The 18564-nt window shown below is 74.7% G+C and carries 15 protein-coding genes; 8 read left to right on the top strand and 7 right to left on the bottom strand.

The window, feature by feature from the left end:
* Positions 1-68: 68 nt before the first annotated feature.
* Both DMP15_RS23830 and DMP15_RS23825 read left to right on the top strand, forming a co-directional pair.
* On the top strand, positions 69-1697 hold the full coding sequence (locus DMP15_RS23830) for a sensor histidine kinase (RefSeq protein ID WP_073575478.1): 1629 nt from the start codon (positions 69-71) through the stop codon (positions 1695-1697).
* Positions 1694-2392: a response regulator gene (locus DMP15_RS23825; protein ID WP_073575477.1), complete on the top strand. Its 699-nt coding sequence runs from the start codon at positions 1694-1696 to the stop codon at positions 2390-2392. The genes DMP15_RS23830 and DMP15_RS23825 overlap by 4 nt, the downstream gene beginning before the upstream one ends.
* Here DMP15_RS23825 and DMP15_RS23820 read toward each other — a convergent pair.
* Positions 2374-3366, bottom strand: a complete 993-nt coding sequence (locus DMP15_RS23820; RefSeq protein ID WP_301549135.1) for an alpha/beta fold hydrolase — start codon at positions 3364-3366, stop codon at positions 2374-2376. The two genes, DMP15_RS23825 and DMP15_RS23820, sit on opposite strands and share 19 nt — an antisense overlap.
* A gap of 83 nt (positions 3367-3449) precedes the next feature.
* On the opposite strand from DMP15_RS23820, the gene DMP15_RS23815 reads away from it, so the two are divergent.
* The 4 genes from DMP15_RS23815 to DMP15_RS23800 are packed head-to-tail and all read left to right on the top strand — an operon-like array spanning position 3450 to position 7017.
* Entirely contained in the window at positions 3450-4097 is a 648-nt protein-coding gene (locus DMP15_RS23815) for an ABC transporter permease (RefSeq protein ID WP_100880874.1), read from the top strand.
* A 4-nt stretch (positions 4098-4101) separates the two neighbouring features.
* Complete coding sequence (locus DMP15_RS23810) at positions 4102-5238, top strand: ABC transporter ATP-binding protein (protein WP_100879875.1); 1137 nt, start codon at positions 4102-4104, stop codon at positions 5236-5238.
* Entirely contained in the window at positions 5235-6029 is a 795-nt protein-coding gene (locus DMP15_RS23805) for an ABC transporter permease (RefSeq protein WP_073575474.1), read from the top strand. The genes DMP15_RS23810 and DMP15_RS23805 overlap by 4 nt, the downstream gene beginning before the upstream one ends.
* A gap of 1 nt (position 6030) precedes the next feature.
* Positions 6031-7017: a glycine betaine ABC transporter substrate-binding protein gene (locus DMP15_RS23800; RefSeq protein WP_073575473.1), complete on the top strand. Its 987-nt coding sequence runs from the start codon at positions 6031-6033 to the stop codon at positions 7015-7017.
* A 70-nt stretch (positions 7018-7087) separates the two neighbouring features.
* Here the strand turns inward: DMP15_RS23800 and mihF are convergent, their stop codons facing one another.
* From mihF to DMP15_RS23785, 3 genes are all read right to left on the bottom strand, one after another.
* On the bottom strand, positions 7088-7399 hold the full coding sequence (mihF, locus tag DMP15_RS23795; protein WP_020621796.1) for an integration host factor, actinobacterial type: 312 nt from the start codon (positions 7397-7399) through the stop codon (positions 7088-7090).
* A gap of 247 nt (positions 7400-7646) precedes the next feature.
* Complete coding sequence (locus tag DMP15_RS23790; RefSeq protein ID WP_073575472.1) at positions 7647-8090, bottom strand: nuclear transport factor 2 family protein; 444 nt, start codon at positions 8088-8090, stop codon at positions 7647-7649.
* 91 nt (positions 8091-8181) lie between these two features.
* Positions 8182-9609 carry an NAD(P)/FAD-dependent oxidoreductase gene (locus DMP15_RS23785; protein ID WP_100879877.1) on the bottom strand — a complete coding sequence of 476 codons (1428 nt, stop codon included), beginning with the start codon at positions 9607-9609 and terminating at the stop codon, positions 8182-8184.
* A gap of 253 nt (positions 9610-9862) precedes the next feature.
* Between DMP15_RS23785 and DMP15_RS23780 the strand changes: the two genes are divergently transcribed.
* Positions 9863-11503 carry an asparagine synthase-related protein gene (locus DMP15_RS23780; RefSeq protein ID WP_308292881.1) on the top strand — a complete coding sequence of 547 codons (1641 nt, stop codon included), beginning with the start codon at positions 9863-9865 and terminating at the stop codon, positions 11501-11503.
* Positions 11504-11556: 53 nt separating this feature from the next.
* Here DMP15_RS23780 and DMP15_RS23775 read toward each other — a convergent pair whose 3' ends face one another.
* From DMP15_RS23775 to DMP15_RS23765, 3 genes are all read right to left on the bottom strand, one after another.
* Positions 11557-13122 carry an LCP family protein gene (locus DMP15_RS23775; RefSeq protein ID WP_157818490.1) on the bottom strand — a complete coding sequence of 522 codons (1566 nt, stop codon included), beginning with the start codon at positions 13120-13122 and terminating at the stop codon, positions 11557-11559.
* A 1620-nt stretch (positions 13123-14742) separates the two neighbouring features.
* Complete coding sequence (locus tag DMP15_RS23770) at positions 14743-15747, bottom strand: hypothetical protein (protein ID WP_246352668.1); 1005 nt, start codon at positions 15745-15747, stop codon at positions 14743-14745.
* 104 nt (positions 15748-15851) lie between these two features.
* A complete protein-coding gene (locus tag DMP15_RS23765; RefSeq protein WP_208623195.1) occupies positions 15852-16733 on the bottom strand; it encodes a LytR/AlgR family response regulator transcription factor in 882 nt (293 codons plus the stop codon).
* Positions 16734-17318: 585 nt separating this feature from the next.
* On the opposite strand from DMP15_RS23765, the gene mftD reads away from it, so the two are divergent.
* Positions 17319-18536, top strand: a complete 1218-nt coding sequence (mftD, locus tag DMP15_RS23760) for a pre-mycofactocin synthase MftD (RefSeq protein WP_062400817.1) — start codon at positions 17319-17321, stop codon at positions 18534-18536.
* Positions 18537-18564: the final 28 nt, after the last annotated feature.

Raw genomic sequence — 18564 nt, 5'->3', positions numbered from 1 at the left:
GCGCGACGCGTCGTGGCCCCACCGCCTCGCGTGGCCGCTGCCGTCGTCGCACGTCCTACGCTGGGCGCATGCGACGGCGCGCCGGGGGGACGGGTGGGCCGCTGGCCCGCCAGTTCCTCGTCTGGCAGCTGGTGGTCGTGGTCGTACTGCTCGGCGCGGTCGCGGCGCTGGCTGCCGTGCAGTCCTCGGAGTCGTTCCGCGAGACCCAGGGACGCCGGATGCTGTCGGTCGCCGAGGACGTCGCGTCCGTACCGACCGTGCGCGAGGCGTTGCAGACCCGCCGCTACGACCTGCTGCCCTCGTTCGCCCGCAGCGCGGAGAACCTGTCCGGGGCCGACGAGATCGAGATCGTCGACGCCGGGCTGGTCGTGCGCACCTCGCCGGACCCGTCCCGGGTCCGGCAGCGCTTCGACCCCGGCGCCAGCACCGCGCCGCAGGGCCGGGCCTGGGTCGGCAACCCCGACGGGCGCACCGTCGTCGCCCAGGTGCCGGTGATCGACGACCGCGGCGCCGTCGCCGGACTGGTGTCGGCCGGGATCCGCGCCCCGTCGCTGTGGGAGTCCCTCGCCGGAGCCCGCGCGGAGACCGGCGCGCTGCTGGGGCTGGCCCTGGTCGTCGGCTTCCTCGGGTCGCTGCTGCTCGCCCGGCGGGTCCGCCGCCAGACCCTCGGCCTGGAGCCCGACGAGATCGTCGAGCTGGTGCAGCGCCGCGAGGCGATGCTGCTCGGTATCAAGGAGGGCGTGGTCGGGCTCGACACCGCCGACCGGATCACCCTGCTCAACCCGGTCGCCCGCGAGCTCCTGGAGCTGCCCGGCGCCCGCGAGGGCGACGCCGTCGCCGACCTCGGCCTCGACGACCGGCTCCGCGAGGTCCTCACCGGTGCCGCCGACGGCGAGGACCAGCTCGTGCTGCGCGACACCCGGGCCCTGGTGCTCAACCGCCGCCCGATCCGCGTCGACGGCCGCGACGTGGGCGCCGTGGTCACCCTGCGGGACCGCACCGAGCTCACCACCCTGCAGCACCGGCTCGACGCCTCGCACACCGTCACCGACACCCTGCGCGCCCAGGCCCACGAGTTCTCCAACCGGCTGCACACCATCGCCGGGCTCACCGAGCTCGGCGAGCACGACGAGGTCCGCCGGTTCGTCGCCGGGATCGTCGCCGCCTCGGAGGGATGGCGCCGCGAGGTCACCGCCAGCGTCGGAGACCCGGCGACGGCCGCCCTGCTCGTCGCGAAGAACAGCCAGGCCGCCGAGCGCGGCGTCGAGCTGGCCCTGGACCCGGAGTCCCGGCTCGACCCGACCGATCCCGACCACGACCCTGACCTGTCCGCCGACCTCGTGACCGTGCTCGGCAACCTGATCGACAACGCGATCGACGCGACCGCCGGGCGGGACGGCCCGCGCCGGATCGAGATCGGGCTCGCCGGCGGCGGCGACACCGACGGCGACGAGGTCTGGATCGAGGTCCGCGACTCCGGCCCCGGGATCGCCTCCGAGCTGGCCGAGGAGGTGTTCCGGGCCGGCTACTCGACCAAGGCCGCCGAGATCGGCGGCCGCGGGCTCGGCCTGGCCCTGGCCCGGCAGGCGTGTCTGCGCCGGGGTGGCACCATCGCGGTGCGGCCGGCGCCGGCGGGCCGGGTCGGTGCGGTGTTCGAGGCGGTGCTGCCGGTGGCGCCGACGGGGGTGCGGGTGTGAGGGTCCTGGTCGTCGACGACGACTTCATGGTCGCGAAGGTCCACTCCGGCTACGTGGAGCGGATCGAGGGCTGCACCGTGGTCGGCGTCGCGCACAACGGCGCCGACGCCCTCGACGCCGCCGCCCGGCTCCGTCCGGAGCTGGTGCTGCTCGACGTCTACCTCCCCGACATGTCCGGCCTGGAGGTGCTGACGCGGCTGCGCACCGGGGCCGCCGACGACCCGTTCGTGCTGGTCGTGACCGCCGCCGACGACTCCGACACGGTCGCCGCCGCCCTGCACGGCGGTGCGCTGCACTATCTCGTCAAGCCGTTCGACTCCGCCGCGCTCGCCGCCCAGGTGCACCGCGCGACGCGGATCCGGCGCGACCTGGACCGGGTCCGCGACCAGTCCGACATCGACCGGCTCTTCGGCGGCACCGGTGCCGCCCCGGCCCGCACCCCCGGCGGCCCCGAACGGATGCCGAAGGGGCTGACCACCCCGACCGCGGAGCTCGTCGCGGGCACCCTGCGCGCGCACTCGGGGACCGACGCGGAGGCGGACCTGTCGGCGACCGAGTGCGCCGAGGCCACCCGGCTGTCCCGGGTCAGCGCACGCCGCTACCTGGAGCACTTCGTGTCGACCGGGCAGGTCACCGTACGGCTGCGCTACGGCGGCACCGGCCGCCCGGAGCGCCGCTACCGCTGGGTCGGCTGACCGGCCTCCCGCAGCCCCTCCGCCCGCGGCGCCACCGGCTCGGCCTCCGCCTGCGGTGCCACCGGGTCGGCCCCCGCCTGCGGTGCCACTGGGCCGGCCTCCGCCTCCTCGGCCTCGGCCGCGTGCTCCAGCAGCACCGCCGCGATCGGCTCGCACAGCAGGTCCGGCAGGGCGTGCCCCATCCCATCCACCGTGACGAGCTGCGCGGCCGCCCCGATCCGCGCCGCCAGGTGGTCGGCGTGCGGCGGCGGGTGCACCGGGTCCTCCGGCGCCTCGACGACGAGCGTCGGCACCGTGACCGAGCCCAGCTCGGCGCCGCGGTCCAGCCCGTCGGGATCGGCCTGGGCGTGCGCGGTGCACGGCTCGACCCGCCCGGTGTGGTCCATGATCCGCCGCTCCCGCGCGGCGAACTCCGCGGTGTCGAACGGCAGCACCCCGCCGGAGACGCGTCGCCAGTACTCGACCCGCCAGGCCAGCTCGCCGGCCTCGTCGCGCGGGTCGCCCAGCTCCTGCCACATCCGCTGCACGTCCCGGGTCGGGCCGGGCAGGTCGGCGTCGCCGGTGTCGAGCGCCGCGGTGCACAGCAGCGTCGCGCTGACCATGCGGTGCGGCGCGTCGAGCGCGAGCAGCTGGACCAGCGTCCCGCCCAGCGACATCCCGACCAGGTGCGCCCGGTCGATCCCGCAGCCGTCGAGCACCGCGAGTGCGTCGGTCGCCAGGTCGGCGACGGCGTAGGGCCGGTCCTCGAACGCGTGGGTCGAGCGGCCGGTGTCGCGATGGTCGTAGCGGACCACCCGGTGCCGCTCGCGCAGCCCCTCGACCAGCGCGTCCGGCCAGCCGTACCCGGCCGAGCCCGCCCCGTTCACCAGCAGCACCGGCGCCGCCGGCGTCGGCCGGTGTGCGGGCAGGTCCTGCACCCAGAGGGTCACGCCCGGCTCGGTCTCGACCTCGCGTACGGTGCCGGCGATCTCCACATGCGCAGGCTGCCAGACCGGTGACGACCCGCCTCCGCCGACCGGGTGGGGGATTGGTCCGGTGTGCGTAGAGAATGCCGGTCATGGGTTTCTGGGAGTATCTCTCCACGAACTGGGGCGAGGTGCTCGGTCACACCCTCGAGCACGCCGCGCTCGTCGTGGTGGGGCTGGCACTCGCGGTGGTGGTGGGTGTGCCGCTCGCCGTCGCCACCTACCGGACCGACCTCGGCCGGGCGGCCGCCGTCAACGGGTCGTCGCTGATCATGACGGTGCCGTCCTACGCGCTGTTCGGGCTGCTGATCCCGCTGCTCGGGCTCGGGTGGGGGCCCGCGGTCGTCGCGCTGATGCTCTACGGCCTGCTGCCGGTGGTCCGCAACGCGATCGTCGGGCTCCGCGCGGTCGACCCGGCGGTCACCGAGTCCGCTCGCGGCGTCGGGATGGACCGCACCCGGCTGCTGCTGGGCATCGAGCTGCCGCTGGCCTGGCCGGTGGTGCTCGCCGGGGTCCGGGTCGCCGCGCAGCTGCTGCTGGGCATCGCCGCGATCTCCGCGGCCGTCAACGGGCCGGGGCTGGGCAACCTGATCCTCTCCGGCCTGTCCAGCGCGGGCACCCCGTTCGCGATCTACCTGACCGTGCAGGGCATCGCCGGGATCGTCGTGCTGGCGGTCCTGTTCGACGCCGCGATCGCCCTGCTCACCCGCCTGACCACCTCGAGGGGGATCCGTGCCTGAGCCGATGATCCGGCTGGAACAGCTCACCAAGCGCTACCCGGGGCAGGAGCGACCCGCCGTCGACCGCCTGGACCTGGAGGTGCCGCGCGGCGAGCTCGTCGTGTTCCTCGGCCCGTCGGGCTGCGGCAAGACGACCACGATGAAGCTCATCAACCGGCTGATCGAGCCGACCTCGGGCCGGATCCTGCTCGACGGCGACGACGTCACCTCCGTCGACCCGGACCAGCTGCGGCGCCGGATCGGCTACGCCATCCAGCAGACCGGACTGTTCCCGCACCGCACCGTCGCCGAGAACGTCGCGACCGTGCCGACGATGCTCGGCTGGGACCGCCGCCGCATCGCCGAGCGCGTCGACGAGCTGCTCACCCTGGTGGGACTCGACCCGGGCGAGTTCCGCGGCCGCTTCCCCAAGCAACTCTCCGGTGGCCAGCAGCAGCGCGTCGGCGTGGCCCGCGCGCTCGGCGCGGGCCCCGAGGTGATGCTGATGGACGAGCCGTTCGGCGCGATCGACCCGCTGACCCGCGAGACCCTGCAGAACGAGCTGCTGCGCATCCAGGCCGAGCTCGGCACGACGATCGTGTTCGTCACCCACGACATCGACGAGGCCGTCAAGATGGGCGACCGGATCGCGGTGTTCAACGCCGGTTCCGGGGTGGAGCAGTTCGACACCCCCGAACGGCTGCTCACCGAGCCCGCCAGCGACTTCGTCGCCGACTTCGTCGGGGCCGGGGCCACGATCAAGCGGCTCACCCTCACCCGCGTCGCCGACGTCGGCCTCGCCGACTGGCCGACGGTCGGGCACGACGCCACCCGCGACGAGCGCGTCGCCGCGCTGCGGGCGGGGGAGCGGGAGTTCGTGCTGCTGCTCGACGGCGAGCGCCGCCCCCGGGGCTGGCTGCCCCGCGACGCCGCGGGCGACGTGCTCGACCACGGGTTGCCCGTCGTCACGCGGATCGGGCCGCAGGACACCCTGCACACCGCGCTCGACGCGATGCTCGCCGGGAACGCGAACGCCGTGGCCGTCGTCGACCGGGACGGGGTGCACCGCGGCGTGCTCGACCTCGACACGATCCTGGCGACCGTGCACCGGCCCGCGGGCGCGGCCCCGGCCGGCCAGGACACCCCGAGCGTCGCCCGATGACCGTCACCGCCGCCCGCCCGGGCGCGACGACCGGGCCGCGGCCGGACGGGACCGCCCGCCCGGCCCGGCGGTGGGCGGCGCTGCTCGCCCGGCCGCTCGTGGTCGTCGTCGCGCTGACGACGCTGTACCTGGTCGTGTCCTCCCGCGAGCTCGACTCGATCGAGGCCCGCAGCCTCGACGCCGCCTACATCGCGAGCCGCACCTGGCAGCACGTCTGGCTGACCGCCGTCGTGTCCGTGCTGGTGCTGGTGATCGCGGTGCCGCTGGGCGTGCTGCTGACCCGCGAGGCCACCCGCCGCTTCGCCGGGCCGGTGCTGACCGTGGCCAACATCAGCCAGGCGATCCCGTCGATCGGTCTCATCGTGCTGTTCGCGGTGGCGTTCCTGACCCTGCCGGTCACCGTGATCGCGGTGCTCGCCTTCGTCCTCCACGGGATCCTGCCGATCGTCCGGAACACCATCGCCGGGCTGGAGCAGGTCGACCGCTCGGTGATCGAGGCGGCCCGCGGGATGGGGATGACCCGGCGCGGTGTGCTGTTCTCCGTCGAGCTGCCGCTCGCGGTCCCGGTGATCCTGGCCGGCGTCCGGACCACGCTGACGATCACCACCGGCACCGTCGCGCTCGCGACGTTCATCGGCGCCGGCGGGCTGGGCGACATCATCTCCAACGGTCTGGCGTCCAACCGCACCCTCGTCCTGGTCACCGGCAGCGTGCTGGTCGCGGCGCTCGCGCTGCTCATCGACTGGCTGGCGGGCCTCGCCGAGGACGTCCTGCATCCGAAGGGGCTCTGAGATGACCACCCGTTTCCCGCGCCGCGCGCTGCCCGGCCTGCTCGCCGGGGTCGCGGCACTCGTCTCGGGCTGCGGCGCCGCGGCCGCCGTCGCCGGCCCGTCGCCGCAGCAGCTGCGCGGCGGGTCCCTGGCCCGCGACGTCGACCTGTCCGGCGCCGAGCTGGCCGTCGGCTCGAAGGAGTTCACCGAGCAGCGGGTGCTCGGCGCGATCACCCTGCTGGCGCTGCAGGCCTGCGGGGCCCGCACCGTGGACCGGACCGGCCTGTCCGGCTCCACGATCGTCCGTGCGGCCCTGGAGCAGGGCGACGTCGACGTCTACTGGGAGTACGCCGGCACCGGCTGGACGTTGTTCCTGGGCAACGACACGACCATCCCCGGTGAGCGGGCGCTCTACGACGCTGTCGCCGCCCAGGACCTCGAGCGGAACGACGTCGCCTGGCTCGGGCCCGCCCGCTTCGGCAACCAGTACGCCGTCGCCCGCCGCGGCGACGCCGACGGCCCGCTCGCGCAGGTCCGGACGCTGTCCGACCTGGGGCCCTACTTCGCCGCCGATGAGTCGCGGGCGACGTTCTGCGGGGCCGCGGAGTTCCTCGACCGCGAGTTCGCCGACATGCAGGCCGCCTACGGCATCACGTTCCCGGCCTCGCAGACCTACCAGAACGACTTCGCGCTGAACTTCGTCAACGTCGCCCGGTCCAGCCCGTGCGACCTCGCGGAGGTGTTCACCACCGACGCGCGGATCCGCTCGCTCGACCTCGTCGTGCTGGCCGATGACCGGGACTTCTTCACCACCCAGCTGGCCGCGCTGACCTGCCGGGCGGAGACCGTGGACCGGTACCCGCCGCTGCGGGCCCTGGCCGCGACGCTGGGCGAGCTGCTCACCGTCGAGGTGATGATCGAGCTCAACGGGCTCGTCGACCTGGAGGGCCGCAGCGCCACGTCGGTCGCCCAGCAGTTCCTCGCCGGCCACGGCCTCATCGGGGCCTGACCCGCGGAACGCGCGACGGCCCGGTCCGCACAGTGTGCGGACCGGGCCGTCGCGAGGAGCTGGGGGAAGGTCAGCCGACCTTCTCGATCAGCGCGGCGCGCTGACGGTCGCCGAGGCCGGCGGCACGGCGCGACACGTCGATGCCGGCCTCCTCCATCACCTTGGAGACCTTCGCCGGGCCCCAGCCCGGGACGCTCTTGAGCAGGTCCGCGACCTTGGTCTTCCCGACGATCTGGTCGGTCTTCGCGCGACCCAGCACCGCGGGGATGGTCTCCTCGCCGCTGGCGATCTTGTCGCGGAGCTCCTTGCGGGCGGTACGGGCCGCAGCCGCCTTCTTGAGCGCCTCGGCGCGCTGCTCCGGGGTCAGGGTGGGCAGAGCCATCGCTGACAACTCCTCTCGGTTCACGCACCCCGCTCACCGGGGTGGACTGCCATCTCCGATCGCGGTACAGACTGGCAGAGACATCGCCACGACCTGCGGGAACCCCCTCCTCAGGGCGTGTCGGCCCTGTTCGACGCCGTCCGTGGCGCTGCTCACCGCACCCGGGCGACCGCCCGTCGCACGGCGCGGGGGCGGGACTGTTGCCGCAGGTCAGCGGCATGAAAGCGCGAAAGCGGTGACGATGGGCTCACCCGTCGAGCACGGAGCGCAGTCCCGTGACGTCCCAGAGGGTGCGGACCTCGTCGATCCGGCCCTGCCGCACCCGCACCAGCTGCACCGCCAGCACCTCCGCCGCGCGTCCGGTGGGGGCGAGCCCGGGCACCAGCCACGGCAGTTCCCGGTCGTGGGTGAAGCCGACGCGGACCTCGTCGACCACCCGGCGGACGTCGACGGTGCGCGACACCCGGGTCCGGGTCAGCCCGGACGGCCGGGCCGCGGCGAGGGCGGCCAGGTGCGCGACGACCGCGTCCCGGCCGTGGCCCCCGGCGCCGGTCGGCAGTTCGGTCCAGCTCACGTCGGTGGCCAGCGCGGCCGTCGCCGGGCCGGGGTCGCCCGCGTCGTAGAGCGCGTCGGCCGCGGTGTCCCAGAGCCGTGCGATGTCGCGCATCAGGACCTGCATCGCCGGGGTCACCCGATCACGGTGCCACGCCCCGGCCCACCCGCGCACGCGACGACGCCCGGGGGCACGTGCCCCCGGGCGTCGGTCGTGGTGCGTGGCCGGCTCAGCCCGTGGCGGCCGGGCGCTCGGGCGCGGGCGGCGTGCCGGGCGAGACCCGCGGGTCCAGCTCGGCGCGCTCGTCGGTCTTCTCGCCCAGCGGCTTCTCCGGGTCGACCGCCTTGTCGTAGGACGCGGTGACGCTGATCAGCCGGTGCCCGCGGAAGCGGGCGTAGCGCAGCGACCGCAGCCAGTTGTAGAGCGTGCCGAAGCGGTTGCCCCAGCCGATCAGGAACATCACGTGCACGTAGCACCAGATGAAGTACCCGAGCCAGCCGGTGAGCTTGATGCCGCGGACGTCGGCGACGGCCTCGCGGGCGCCGATGGTCGCCATCGAGCCCTTGTCGAAGTACTTGAACGGGGCCGGGGTGGTGTCGTCGCCCTTCGCCCGTGCCTTGATCAGCTTGCCGACGTAGGTGCCCTGCTGCATCGCGACCTGCGCGACGCCGGGCAGCCGGTCGATGGTGGAGACCATGTCGCCGATCGCGAACACGTCGCGGCGGTCCGGCAGGCTGCAGTCCGGGTCCACGGTGAGACGGCCCGCGCGGTCCACCTCGCCGCCGGAGGCCTTCGCCAGCAGCTCGCCCAGCGGGGAGGCCTGGACACCCGCGGCCCACACCTTGGTGCGGGCGGTGATGCGCTCCTCGCCGTTCGGGCCCTTCACCGTGATGGAGTCGGCGTCCATCCCGGTCGCCATGGTGTTCAGGCGGACCTCGATGCCCTTCTTCTCCAGGGTCTTGCGCGTGTAGTTCTGCAGCTTCTTCGCGAACGGCGGCAGCACCGCCGGCGCCGCGTCGAGCAGGATGATCCGCGCGGAGCGGGTGTCGATCGACCGGTACTCACGCGGCAGCACGTACTGCGCCAGCTCGGCGAGCTGACCGGCGAGCTCGACGCCGGTGGGGCCGGCGCCGACGACCACGAAGGTCATCCACGCCTGCTTCTCCTCCTCGGTCGTCGCGACCTCGGCGAGCTCGTAGGCACCCAGGATGCGCGAGCGCAGCAGCCGGGCGTCCTCGATCGACTTCATGCCGGGCGCGTGCTCGGCCCACTCCGGGTGCCCGAAGTAGGCGTGCGTGGCGCCCGCGGCGACGACGAGGGTGTCGTAGGGCAGCACGATCCGCTGCCCGTCCGGCGCGGCCGCGTGGACGACCTTGGCCTCGAGGTCGATGTCGCCGACCTCGGCGAGCAGGGTGCGGACGTTGCTCTGCTTCTTCAGCACCCGGCGCAGGGCCGGGGCGATCAGGCCGGGGGACAGGATGCCCGTCGCGACCTGGTAGAGCAGCGGCTGGAAGAGGTGGTGGTTCGTGCGGTCGACGATCGTCACGTCGACATCGGCGCCCTTGAGCGCCTTGGCGGCCTGCACACCACCGAACCCTCCGCCGACGATCACGACCTTGTGCCGGCCCTGCCGCTCGTCGTGCTCTGCCGTGCTCACCTGAGTCCGCCCCTTGTCGGTCGGTCCTGGCGCGGCATCACCGCGCACCTGCTCGATGGCCGGTGTCGGTCCCCGCCTCCGGACCCTGAGTCCTGGTGTCGGCGGTGGACGGCGGCCGTCCTGGCCGGTCTCCGACCGTACGAACCCACGGCCGCCGGGGCAATTCGGATCGCTCCGGAAACGCCTTTCAGAGTCCGAACTCACACGGTGGGGGAGCGGAAGCCGGGATGCGGGTTCGCGCGACCGTGCGACGATGGAGCCCATGTGTGGGATCGTGGCTGCGTTCGGTGGACCCACGGCGTGGCCGGGCGGTGAGCCCGCCGACCCCGGGAAGTACGAGCGGATGCTCGCCCGGGTGGCGCACCGCGGCCCCGACGACACCGGCGTGCAGGTCGTGGGGAACGCCTGGCTCGGGCACCAACGCCTGTCGATCATGGACGTCAGCGGCGGGCACCAGCCGATGTCCGACGCCGCCCGCACCGCGTGGATCGTCGGCAACGGCGAGATCTACAACCACGAGCGCATCGCCAAGGCGTTCCCGGACGGCACGGTGCGCACCAAGTCCGACACCGAGGCCGCGCTGCACGCGGTGATGTGGGACGGCCAGGCCGCGGTCGCCTCGCTGAACGGCATGTTCGCCGTCGCCATGGGGCGCACCGACGGCGCCGGGCTCGTCGCCCGGGATCCGTTCGGCGTGAAGCCGTTGTACTGGGTGCCGCCGGCAGAGCTCCGTGACGGCGGCGGCGGTGCGTCCGGGGCTGTCCCGTACACCGCGCCGGACCCGTCGGAGACGGTGCTGTTCGCCAGCGAGCTCCGCGCGTTCGACCCCGAGGACCGCCCGTACGTGCGCTCGTTCCCGCCCGGCTGCCTGTGGAGCCCGTCGTCGGGGCTGGTGCGGTTCGCCGACGCCGTGCCGGTCGAGGTCCGCCCGGCACGCCGCGCGATCCGCCCCGGCTGGGACGACGCGGACCTGTCCCGGGTGCGCGAGGCCGTGGTGTCCGCGGTCCGTCGCCGGATGATGTCCGACGTCGGTGTCGGCGTGTTCCTGTCCGGTGGCCTGGACTCGGCGCTGGTCGCGGCCATCGCCGCGCAGGAGGCCCGGGCCCGAGGCGAGCAGCTGCCCACCTTCGCCGTCGGGACCGCCGAGTCCGGTGACCTGATCGCGGCCCGCAAGGTCGCCGCGCACATCGGGTCGGACCACCACGAGATCCTGGTGACCCCCGAGGACATCGCCGAGGCCCTCGACCACGCCGTCGAGGTCATCGAGCACTACGACCCGGCCCTGGTCCGCAGCGCGGTGCCCAACCTGATCCTCGCCCGCGAGGCGGCGAAGAAGGTCAAGGTCGTGCTCACCGGGGAAGGTGCCGACGAGCTGTTCGCCGGTTACTCCTACATCCACGGCCCCGAGTACGCCGACCCGGACACCCTGCAGGCCGAGCTGGTCCGCTCGCTGGAGCAGCTGCACCACCTCAACCTGCAGCGCTGCGACCGCACCACCATGTACTTCGGCCTGGAGGCCCGCGAGCCGTTCCTGGACTCCGGCCTGGTCCGGGCCGCGCTGGCGCTGCCGCCGGAGTGGAAGCAGTGCCCGGACGGCCGCCCCGAGAAGGCGATCCTGCGCGAGGCGTTCGAGGGCTGGCTGCCCGAGGACCTGCTGTGGCGCGGCAAGGAGCAGTTCGGCGACGGCTCCGGCGCCGGCACCGTGCTCGCCGAGCTGGCCGCCCGCAAGGCCGCCGCCGCGGCCGACACCGGGGTCACCGACGGGGTGCCCGAGCACCCGTCCGACTCCTGGCCGCTGCGCAGCGAGGAGGAGGTCCTCTACCACGGGATCTGGCGCTCCCACTTCGACGGGATCCGGCCGGACCACGTGCTCGGGGCGTTCGCGACGGCCTGAGCGGCGCTCTGCCCCGGTCGCCCGACCGGTGCGGCGGGCTCGGCCGCGGAGGGCTAGTTCTGGTCGGGACGGAGGCCGTCGACCTGATCGGAGCCGGAGACCCCGCTCGAACCGGTCGCGGACGGGTCCTGCGACGTGCCGGGCTCGCCCCCGGCGGGGACGTCGGCCGCGCCCGTCGACGCGCAGGACTCCTCGACCGACTGCGGCAGCGCCGCGGCCGGGTCGGGGGTCGGCGACGCGCTCGCCGAGGACGACCGCGACGACTCCGTGCTCGGGGACGGCTGCGCCGTCGGGGCGGCGAGCGCCGGGGCGGTCCCGGGCGCCGGCTCCGGGGCCGGGTCGGCGATGGCGTTGCGGACGACCTCGCGCATGTAGGAGACGTCGGGGTCGGCGGTGACGAAGTAGCCCGTCGAGGAGTTCGGGTCCGGCAGCGACGGGTCGAACGCGACGCTCTCCAGCCGGAACCCCTCGTCGGCCAGGACGGCCAGCGCGGGCAGCACCTGCTGGGGCATGTCGGTGGCGACGTTGTCCCGGGTCACCGCGGCGATGCTCTGGAACCGGGAGATCAGCTCGGTCGCGGTCGTCTGCGAGATGACCGCCTGGATCAGGCAGCGCTGGCGGCCCATCCGCTGGTAGTCGGTGCCGTCCCGGCGGGAGCGCGCGAACCACAGCGCGTCCTCGCCGCCCAGGGTCTGCACCCCGGGGCTGATGTAGCGGTCCGGGGTGACGTGCCTGCCGAACGCGGTGACGCCACCGACCGGGATCGGCTCGGGCCCGACGTTCACGGTGACTCCGCCGACGGCGTCGATCATCGAGGAGAACCCGGCCATGTTGACCTCGAGGTAGTAGTCCAGCGGCAGGCCGGTCATGTACGCGATCGAGGACTGGAGCAGGTTGATGCCCGGCGACGACGTCGGTCCCGACGGCGCGATCTCCGGGTGCTGCTCGGCATAGGCGTAGACGGCGTTGAGCAGGTAGTCGCCCGACAACGGCTGCGACGGGTCGTGGAAGCCGTCCGGGAACTCCTCCGCGGCCGGGCTGCCCGGCGGGAACTCGGCCCGCTGGATGTTGCGGGGCAGGCTGAACAGCGTCGTCCGGCCGGAACGGGTGTCGATGCTGGCGACCATCATGGTGTCGGTACGGGTACCGGTCCGGTCGTCGCCGGCGTCGCTGCCCAGCAGCAGCACGTTCAGCCGGGGCTTGCCCAGCGCCTCGGCCGCCGAGGTCCCGCCGCCCTGGAACAGCGAGTTCAGCAGCCCGCGCTGGGAGTTCATCAGCTCGACGCCGTAGCCGAAGGGCACGGCGACGGTGAGGCACAGCAGGGCCGCGGTCCCGGTGCCGAGGATCTTCCGGCCGAGCGGCATCCCGCGCGGCCGGGCCAGTGCGTAGGTCCGCGCGACCTGGGCGATCCAGGCGATCCCGGCGACCACCAGCGCCACCGCGATGACGGTCAGCGTGGTCGTCGACAGCAGGTTCTGGAGCAGCGTCGAGCGCCGGGCCAGGAGCACCACCGCCGCCAGCCCGACGACGATCGCGACCACCGTGCCGAGGATCAGCCCACCGGTACGACGGCGGCGCAGCGCGAGGTGTCCGCTGCCGGGCACCACGGTGGACGCCACGGTGAGTCCGAGCGCGGCGGCGAGGGTGCGCCGCGCGGGGTCGGGTGCGGCCGACCTGCCGGCGGGCGGGGACAGCGTGCTGTTCCCGTCGCGCCTCTCACCGCGGCCGCCCCGGGCCTTCGCCGCGGAGCCTCCCGCCGCCGAGCCTGCTGCGGCGGTTCCTGCTGCGGCGGTGCCTGCCGCGGCACCGGCGGCGAGACCGGTGTGCGGTGGCCGAGGAGGAGCGGAACGCGAGGTGTCGCGCGGGGCCTCCGGCGCGGACCCGCCCGGACCTGCCGGGCGTGTGTCGGCGGGGCGCCCCTGCGGTCCGTCCGGTCTGCCGGTGTCGGGCCGACCGGGGGCGCCGTCCGGGCGGGCGGTGCCGGACGACCGCGCACCGGAGGGGGGCGCGGTGGCGCCGCCGGGCTGCCCGGTCGCGGTGGAACGGCCCGGTACGGCCTGCGGGCCGCTGTCGGGCCGGCCGTCGGACCGAAGGTCGGGGGCACCTGGACGGGTCTCACCTGGGCGCCGGGGGCCACCCGGCGGCAACGGCCCCGGACCCGCCTGGCCCGGACCCGACCGACCCGGGCCGCTCGGGACCGCGGGGCCCCCGGGGCGCGACGGTGCGTCCGGACGCGAACCCGTGTGCGCGGACGCACCGGCGGCGCCGGGCACTGCGTCACCGGAGACCGGGCCACCGGGCCGGCGCGGGACGATCGGCAGCTCGCCGCTGAGCCGGGCCGCGCGGTCACGCTCCTCCGGCGGGGCGTCGGGCTCGGAGGCGCGGTGCCGCCGGTGCTCCGCGGCGGTGTCCGGCCGGCCGGGGACCTTCACGGTGTCACCGATGCCACGACGGGTCGCGCGGATGGAACGGATGTCGGTGGGCCTGCTGTCGCTGTGCCCACCACGGCCCGGGGTCTCCTCCCGGGTCGGGCGGGACGACCAGGCGGCGGCCCGCCGGGCCGCGGCCCGGGCCTCGCGCTCGCGTCGGGGGAGCCAGGACTCGTCCTCGGCGGGCCGCCCGGCACCGTCCGGCGGGCCGGGGGGCCTGCCACCGGGACGCGCCGCGGGGCCGGTTCCGCGGCGCGGGTCACCGGCGGGCGGCCGTGGCGTACCGGGGGCGGGCGGACCGGGTCGTCGCCGGGGGCCCGACGGCTGCTCCTGGGGAGGCCTGCCGGACTGCGGGGACCTGCGGTCACCGGGCCTGCCGGACTGCGGGGCCGGGGGCCCGGCGGGGCCGGGCGGTGGTGTGGCACCGCCACGGGCGGGCGGCGGGGTGTCGCGACGGTCGTTCGGCGGCGGGGTCTCACCGAGGTCCCGGGGCGGGGTGCCGCGCCGGGCCTCGTCCCGCAGGTGCGGGCGGTCGTCGCGGCGGGCGCGCTCGGGAGGGCCGGGTCGTCGTGGCCGGTCCGGACCGGTCGGGCGGGAGCCCTCCTGCGGTCGTTCGTCCACCCGGGGCACCCCCTTCACTGGTCGGCACGGGCGGGGCGGCCGTGCCGCGCGGAGGAGCCGCGGCACGTGCCTGCGCACCCGGCGGCGACGACGACGCTCGGGTCCCGGTGAGGGTACTTGCCGTGATCACGATCTCGGTGAGCGGCCACCCACCCCGGTGGGTGGCGCCGGGCAGGGCGGACATACCCGTCACTGGTACGACACGAAGACGGGTGACTCGGGCCGGACGGCGTAGGTCTCGCGCGGGGTGAAGGTCGGCTCGTCCTCGTCGATGAAGTTCTTCCAGCCCCACCACAGACCCGGCGGACGGGGTGCGGCGTGCAGTGCGTTCCAGGTCTCGGTCTTCTCCTGGCGGGTGCCGTAGCCGTCGGCGTGCAGCACGGTCGCGAGCTCGCGGTGGGAGGTGACCACGGTCTGCCGGTCGGAGATCATCGAGACCCGGAACTGGTGGATGAGGAACACCTTCTGCGGCAGCTTCTTCTCGCGCACCAGCCCGGCCAGCCACTCCGAGGTCCGGTTGATCTCGGCCGCGGTCACCGAGCCGACCTGCACGCCGTGGCGCCGGCCCGGCTCCAGCCGCCACTCGGGGTCGAGCGCGAGCCCGACGTGCGGCTGCGCGAGCAGCTCGGCGTAGCGCTTGGCCTGGGTCAGGAAGTCGGTGGTCCCGGGCTGCAGGTCCAGCACCACGTAGACGCCGGCCTTCCCGGCCTGCTCGACCCACGGTCGCAGCTCGTCGACGCTCATCTCCGCCGAGTAGTCGCCGTCCGGGCCGGGGGCGCGGTCGGCGACCGTCGTGATGATCTCGAACGCCGGCACGACGGGCTCGCGCACGAGCGGCTGGAAGTCGGCGGCGAGGTCCTTCGCGCGGGCGATCGAGCGCGGCAGGTCCTGCTCGCCGAGGACACCCATCGACGGGGTGCCCGGGTGGCCGTAGAGCGCTGCCATCCGGCGGCCCGGGAAGACCTCGGTGCCACCCCCGGGAAGCTCCGGTACCGCGGGCGCGGCGGAGGTGGGCGCCGGTTGCGCGGGGGACGGCGGGGCGGCCGGAGCCGGGGCGGGGGCGGCGGCGCTCGCGGAGCAGCCCGCGACCAGTGCGCACGCGGTCAGGAGCGCCACGAGCAGCGCAGGCGGACGCGCGCGGCGACGACGGTTGGTGACGGACAGGACGTGCGAGGACTCACCCGAGATGGACACCGGTCACCAGGCTAGGCGACAGGATCGCGCACGGCAGAACCGAAGGTGACCGGGCGTGTCGGCCACGCGACGAGCCGTGACCCGCCGCGGTCGGCGACCCCGCGTCAGCGCGGGACGACGGGTCCGTCCGGGCCGTCCTCCGGCCCGCGGTGCGGACGCGGCGGACGTCCGCGCAGGATCCGCTTGAGGCCCGCGGTGTGTCGCCGGCTGACGGGCAGCTCGACCGCACCCGGCCCGTTGCCGAGGCGGACCACGTACCCCGACCCGGACATGCGCAGCTCGGTGATGAGCGGCAGCGACACCAGGTAGGCGCGGTGGATCCGCACGAACCCGGCCTCGCCCCAGCGGTCCTCCAGCACCGAGACCGGGATCCGGACCAGGTGGCTGCCCTCGCTGGTGTGCAGCCGGGCGTAGTCGCCCTGGGCCTCGACGAACCGGATCGAGGAGCGGGGGACGAGTTTCGTGGTGCCGGCCAGCTCGACCGGCACCACCTCGTCGTCGGTGGTCGCGGCGGGGGCGCCCCGGCGGGCGGCCGCGGGATCGGGCCTGCCGCCCTGCTCGACGCCGTGGCGCGGCGGTGCCGGCGGCGGGCCGCTCTCGGTCCGGCGGGCCGCGCGCAGCGCCATGGTGCGGTCCAGCGAGCCGGACAGGCGCTCGGTGCGCAGCGGCTTGAGCAGGTAGTCGACGGCGCCGACCTCGTAGGCGTCGACGGCGCGGTCGTCGTGGGCGGTCACGAACACCACCGGCGGCGGGTCGGCCATCGCGTTCAGCACCCGGGCGAGCTCCAGGCCGTCGAGGCCGGGCATCCGGATGTCGAGGAACACCACGTCGACGGTCGGGGTGTTCGCGTCGGCCTGCGAGCCGTGCAGGATGCGCAGCGCCTCGGTGGCGTCCGGCGCGGTCAGCACGGTCGCGACCCGCTGGTCCTCGCCGAGCAGGTGCGCCAGCTCGAGCAGGGCCGGTTCCTCGTCGTCGACGGCGAGCACGGTGAGCCGTGTCCCCGCCGGGGCGGCAGGCGGTGGTTGCGGCGGCTCCGGGGCGCGGAGCTGTCCCGGGACCCCGATGGGCCGGTGGTTGCTCGCGGCGCCGTACCCGGGTTGCAGCACGTGGCCGACCGGGCCGGCGGGCGTCGCGCCCGAAGCGTGCCCACCCCGCGCGTGGCTGTACACGGCTCCTCCTTGCCGCGGGCACACCGCCCGCTGACCGGTGACTGCGGGCACACCGTATCGAGACAGCGGAGCGTCACCGACGGCCGGTCCGGCCTCCCGTCCCACACGATCCGGGGTGGGCCTTCGGAGTGGGCCTGACCGCGGAGCGTCACGAGTCGTGGCAGCCGGTCGTGGACGCGGTCCGTTCTCCGGGCGTGGGACGGCGTCGTGGCTGGTCGGGCGGAGGGTCGTTCCCCCGCCGATCGGACGGGCTGCGGGCGGGTGTCATTGTGGCACTCGGTGCCGAAACGCTACCGTGCCGTGAGACCCGCCACGTGGGACCGTCTCGTACCCGGTCGGCGTGTCGGGCCGGCCGCGACCGACGGTGGCCGGGCGCACACCTCCGACTGCGAAGGGGCAGGCATGGCGAGCACGAAGGACTGGTTCGAGACGGTCGCGGAGGCGCAGCGACGGGCGCGCAAGCGCCTGCCGAAGTCGGTCTACTACGCGCTGGTCGCCGGCGCGGAGCAGGGGATCACGCTGGCGGACAACGTCGCCGCCTTCGACGAGCTCGGTTTCCGCCCGCACATCGCGGGGCTGCCGCCGCAGCGGGAGCAGAAGACCTCGGTGATGGGCGTCGACATCGACTTCCCGGTCATGATCTCCCCGACCGGTGTGCAGGCCGTCGACCCGGAGGGCGAGGTCGCGGTCGCGCGCGCCGCGCACAGCTCCAACATCCAGAATCCGCTCAACCCCGAGCAGACCGTGTCGACGGCGATGGGCCTGTCGTCGTTCGCGTCCCGCTCGGTCGAGGACGTCTGCGCGGTCCACGACAAGGTCTTCTTCCAGGTCTACTGGGCCGGGTCGAAGGAGGACATCCTCGAGCGCGCCCTGCGTGCGAAGCGGGCGGGCGCCAAGGGCCTCATCGTGACCCTGGACTGGACCTTCGCCACCCGCCGCGACTGGGGCAGCCCGCCCATCCCCGAGAAGGTCGACGTCAAGGCCGCGCTGCAGTTCGCGCCCGAGATGATCACCAAGCCGCGCTACGTGCTGGACTGGGCGAAGTCCGGGAGGATCCCGGACCTCAAGGCCCCGAACATGGCGCCCCCCGGCGGCGGCGACGCCCCCACCTTCTTCGGCGCCTACGGCGTCTGGTGGACCACCCCGCTGCCGACCTGGGACGACATCGCCTGGCTCCGCGAGAAGTGGGGCGGCCCGTTCATGATCAAGGGCATCATGCACCCCGACGACGCCCGTCGCGCCGTCGACGCGGGCGCCACCGCGGTCTCGGTGTCCAACCACGGCGGCAACAACCTCGACGGCACCCCGGCCGCGATCCGGGCGCTGCCCGCGATCGTCGACGCCGTCGGGGACCAGGTCGAGGTCGTGATGGACGGCGGCATCCGCCGCGGTGCCGACGTCGTCAAGGCGCTCGCGCTCGGTGCCCGCGCGGTCCTGATCGGCCGCGCGTATCTGTGGGGGATGGCCGCGCAGGGCGAGCGCGGGGTCACCAACGTCCTGTCGATCCTCTACAAGGGGATCGACGAGGCGCTGCTGGGCCTGGGCAAGAAGTCGATCCACGAGCTCTCCCGCGACGACCTGATCGTCCCGGAGAACTTCACCCGCGTCTCGAAGCTCTGAGACACCCGGTGGTGCGGGGGCCCGGCGC

Source organism: Pseudonocardia sp. UM4_GMWB1 (assembly GCF_017312155.1).
Taxonomy (GTDB): Bacteria; Actinomycetota; Actinomycetes; order Mycobacteriales; family Pseudonocardiaceae; genus Pseudonocardia; species Pseudonocardia alni.
The sequence above is the reverse complement of the archived record's forward strand: the minus strand, read 5'-3'. Positions and strand labels throughout refer to the sequence as shown.

Bases quoted from the DNA above. Each gene is read 5' to 3' on its own strand.
- DMP15_RS23830 (WP_073575478.1), top strand. From the start codon at position 69: ATGCGACGGCGCGCCGGGGGGACGGGTGGGCCGCTGGCCCGCCAGTTC.
- DMP15_RS23780 (WP_308292881.1), top strand. From the start codon at position 9,863: ATGGAGCCCATGTGTGGGATCGTGGCTGCGTTCGGTGGACCCACGGCG.
- DMP15_RS23815 (WP_100880874.1), top strand. From the start codon at position 3,450: ATGGGTTTCTGGGAGTATCTCTCCACGAACTGGGGCGAGGTGCTCGGT.
- DMP15_RS23805 (WP_073575474.1), top strand. From the start codon at position 5,235: ATGACCGTCACCGCCGCCCGCCCGGGCGCGACGACCGGGCCGCGGCCG.
- DMP15_RS23810 (WP_100879875.1), top strand. From the start codon at position 4,102: ATGATCCGGCTGGAACAGCTCACCAAGCGCTACCCGGGGCAGGAGCGA.
- mihF (WP_020621796.1), bottom strand. From the start codon at position 7,399: ATGGCTCTGCCCACCCTGACCCCGGAGCAGCGCGCCGAGGCGCTCAAG.
- DMP15_RS23800 (WP_073575473.1), top strand. From the start codon at position 6,031: ATGACCACCCGTTTCCCGCGCCGCGCGCTGCCCGGCCTGCTCGCCGGG.
- mftD (WP_062400817.1), top strand. From the start codon at position 17,319: ATGGCGAGCACGAAGGACTGGTTCGAGACGGTCGCGGAGGCGCAGCGA.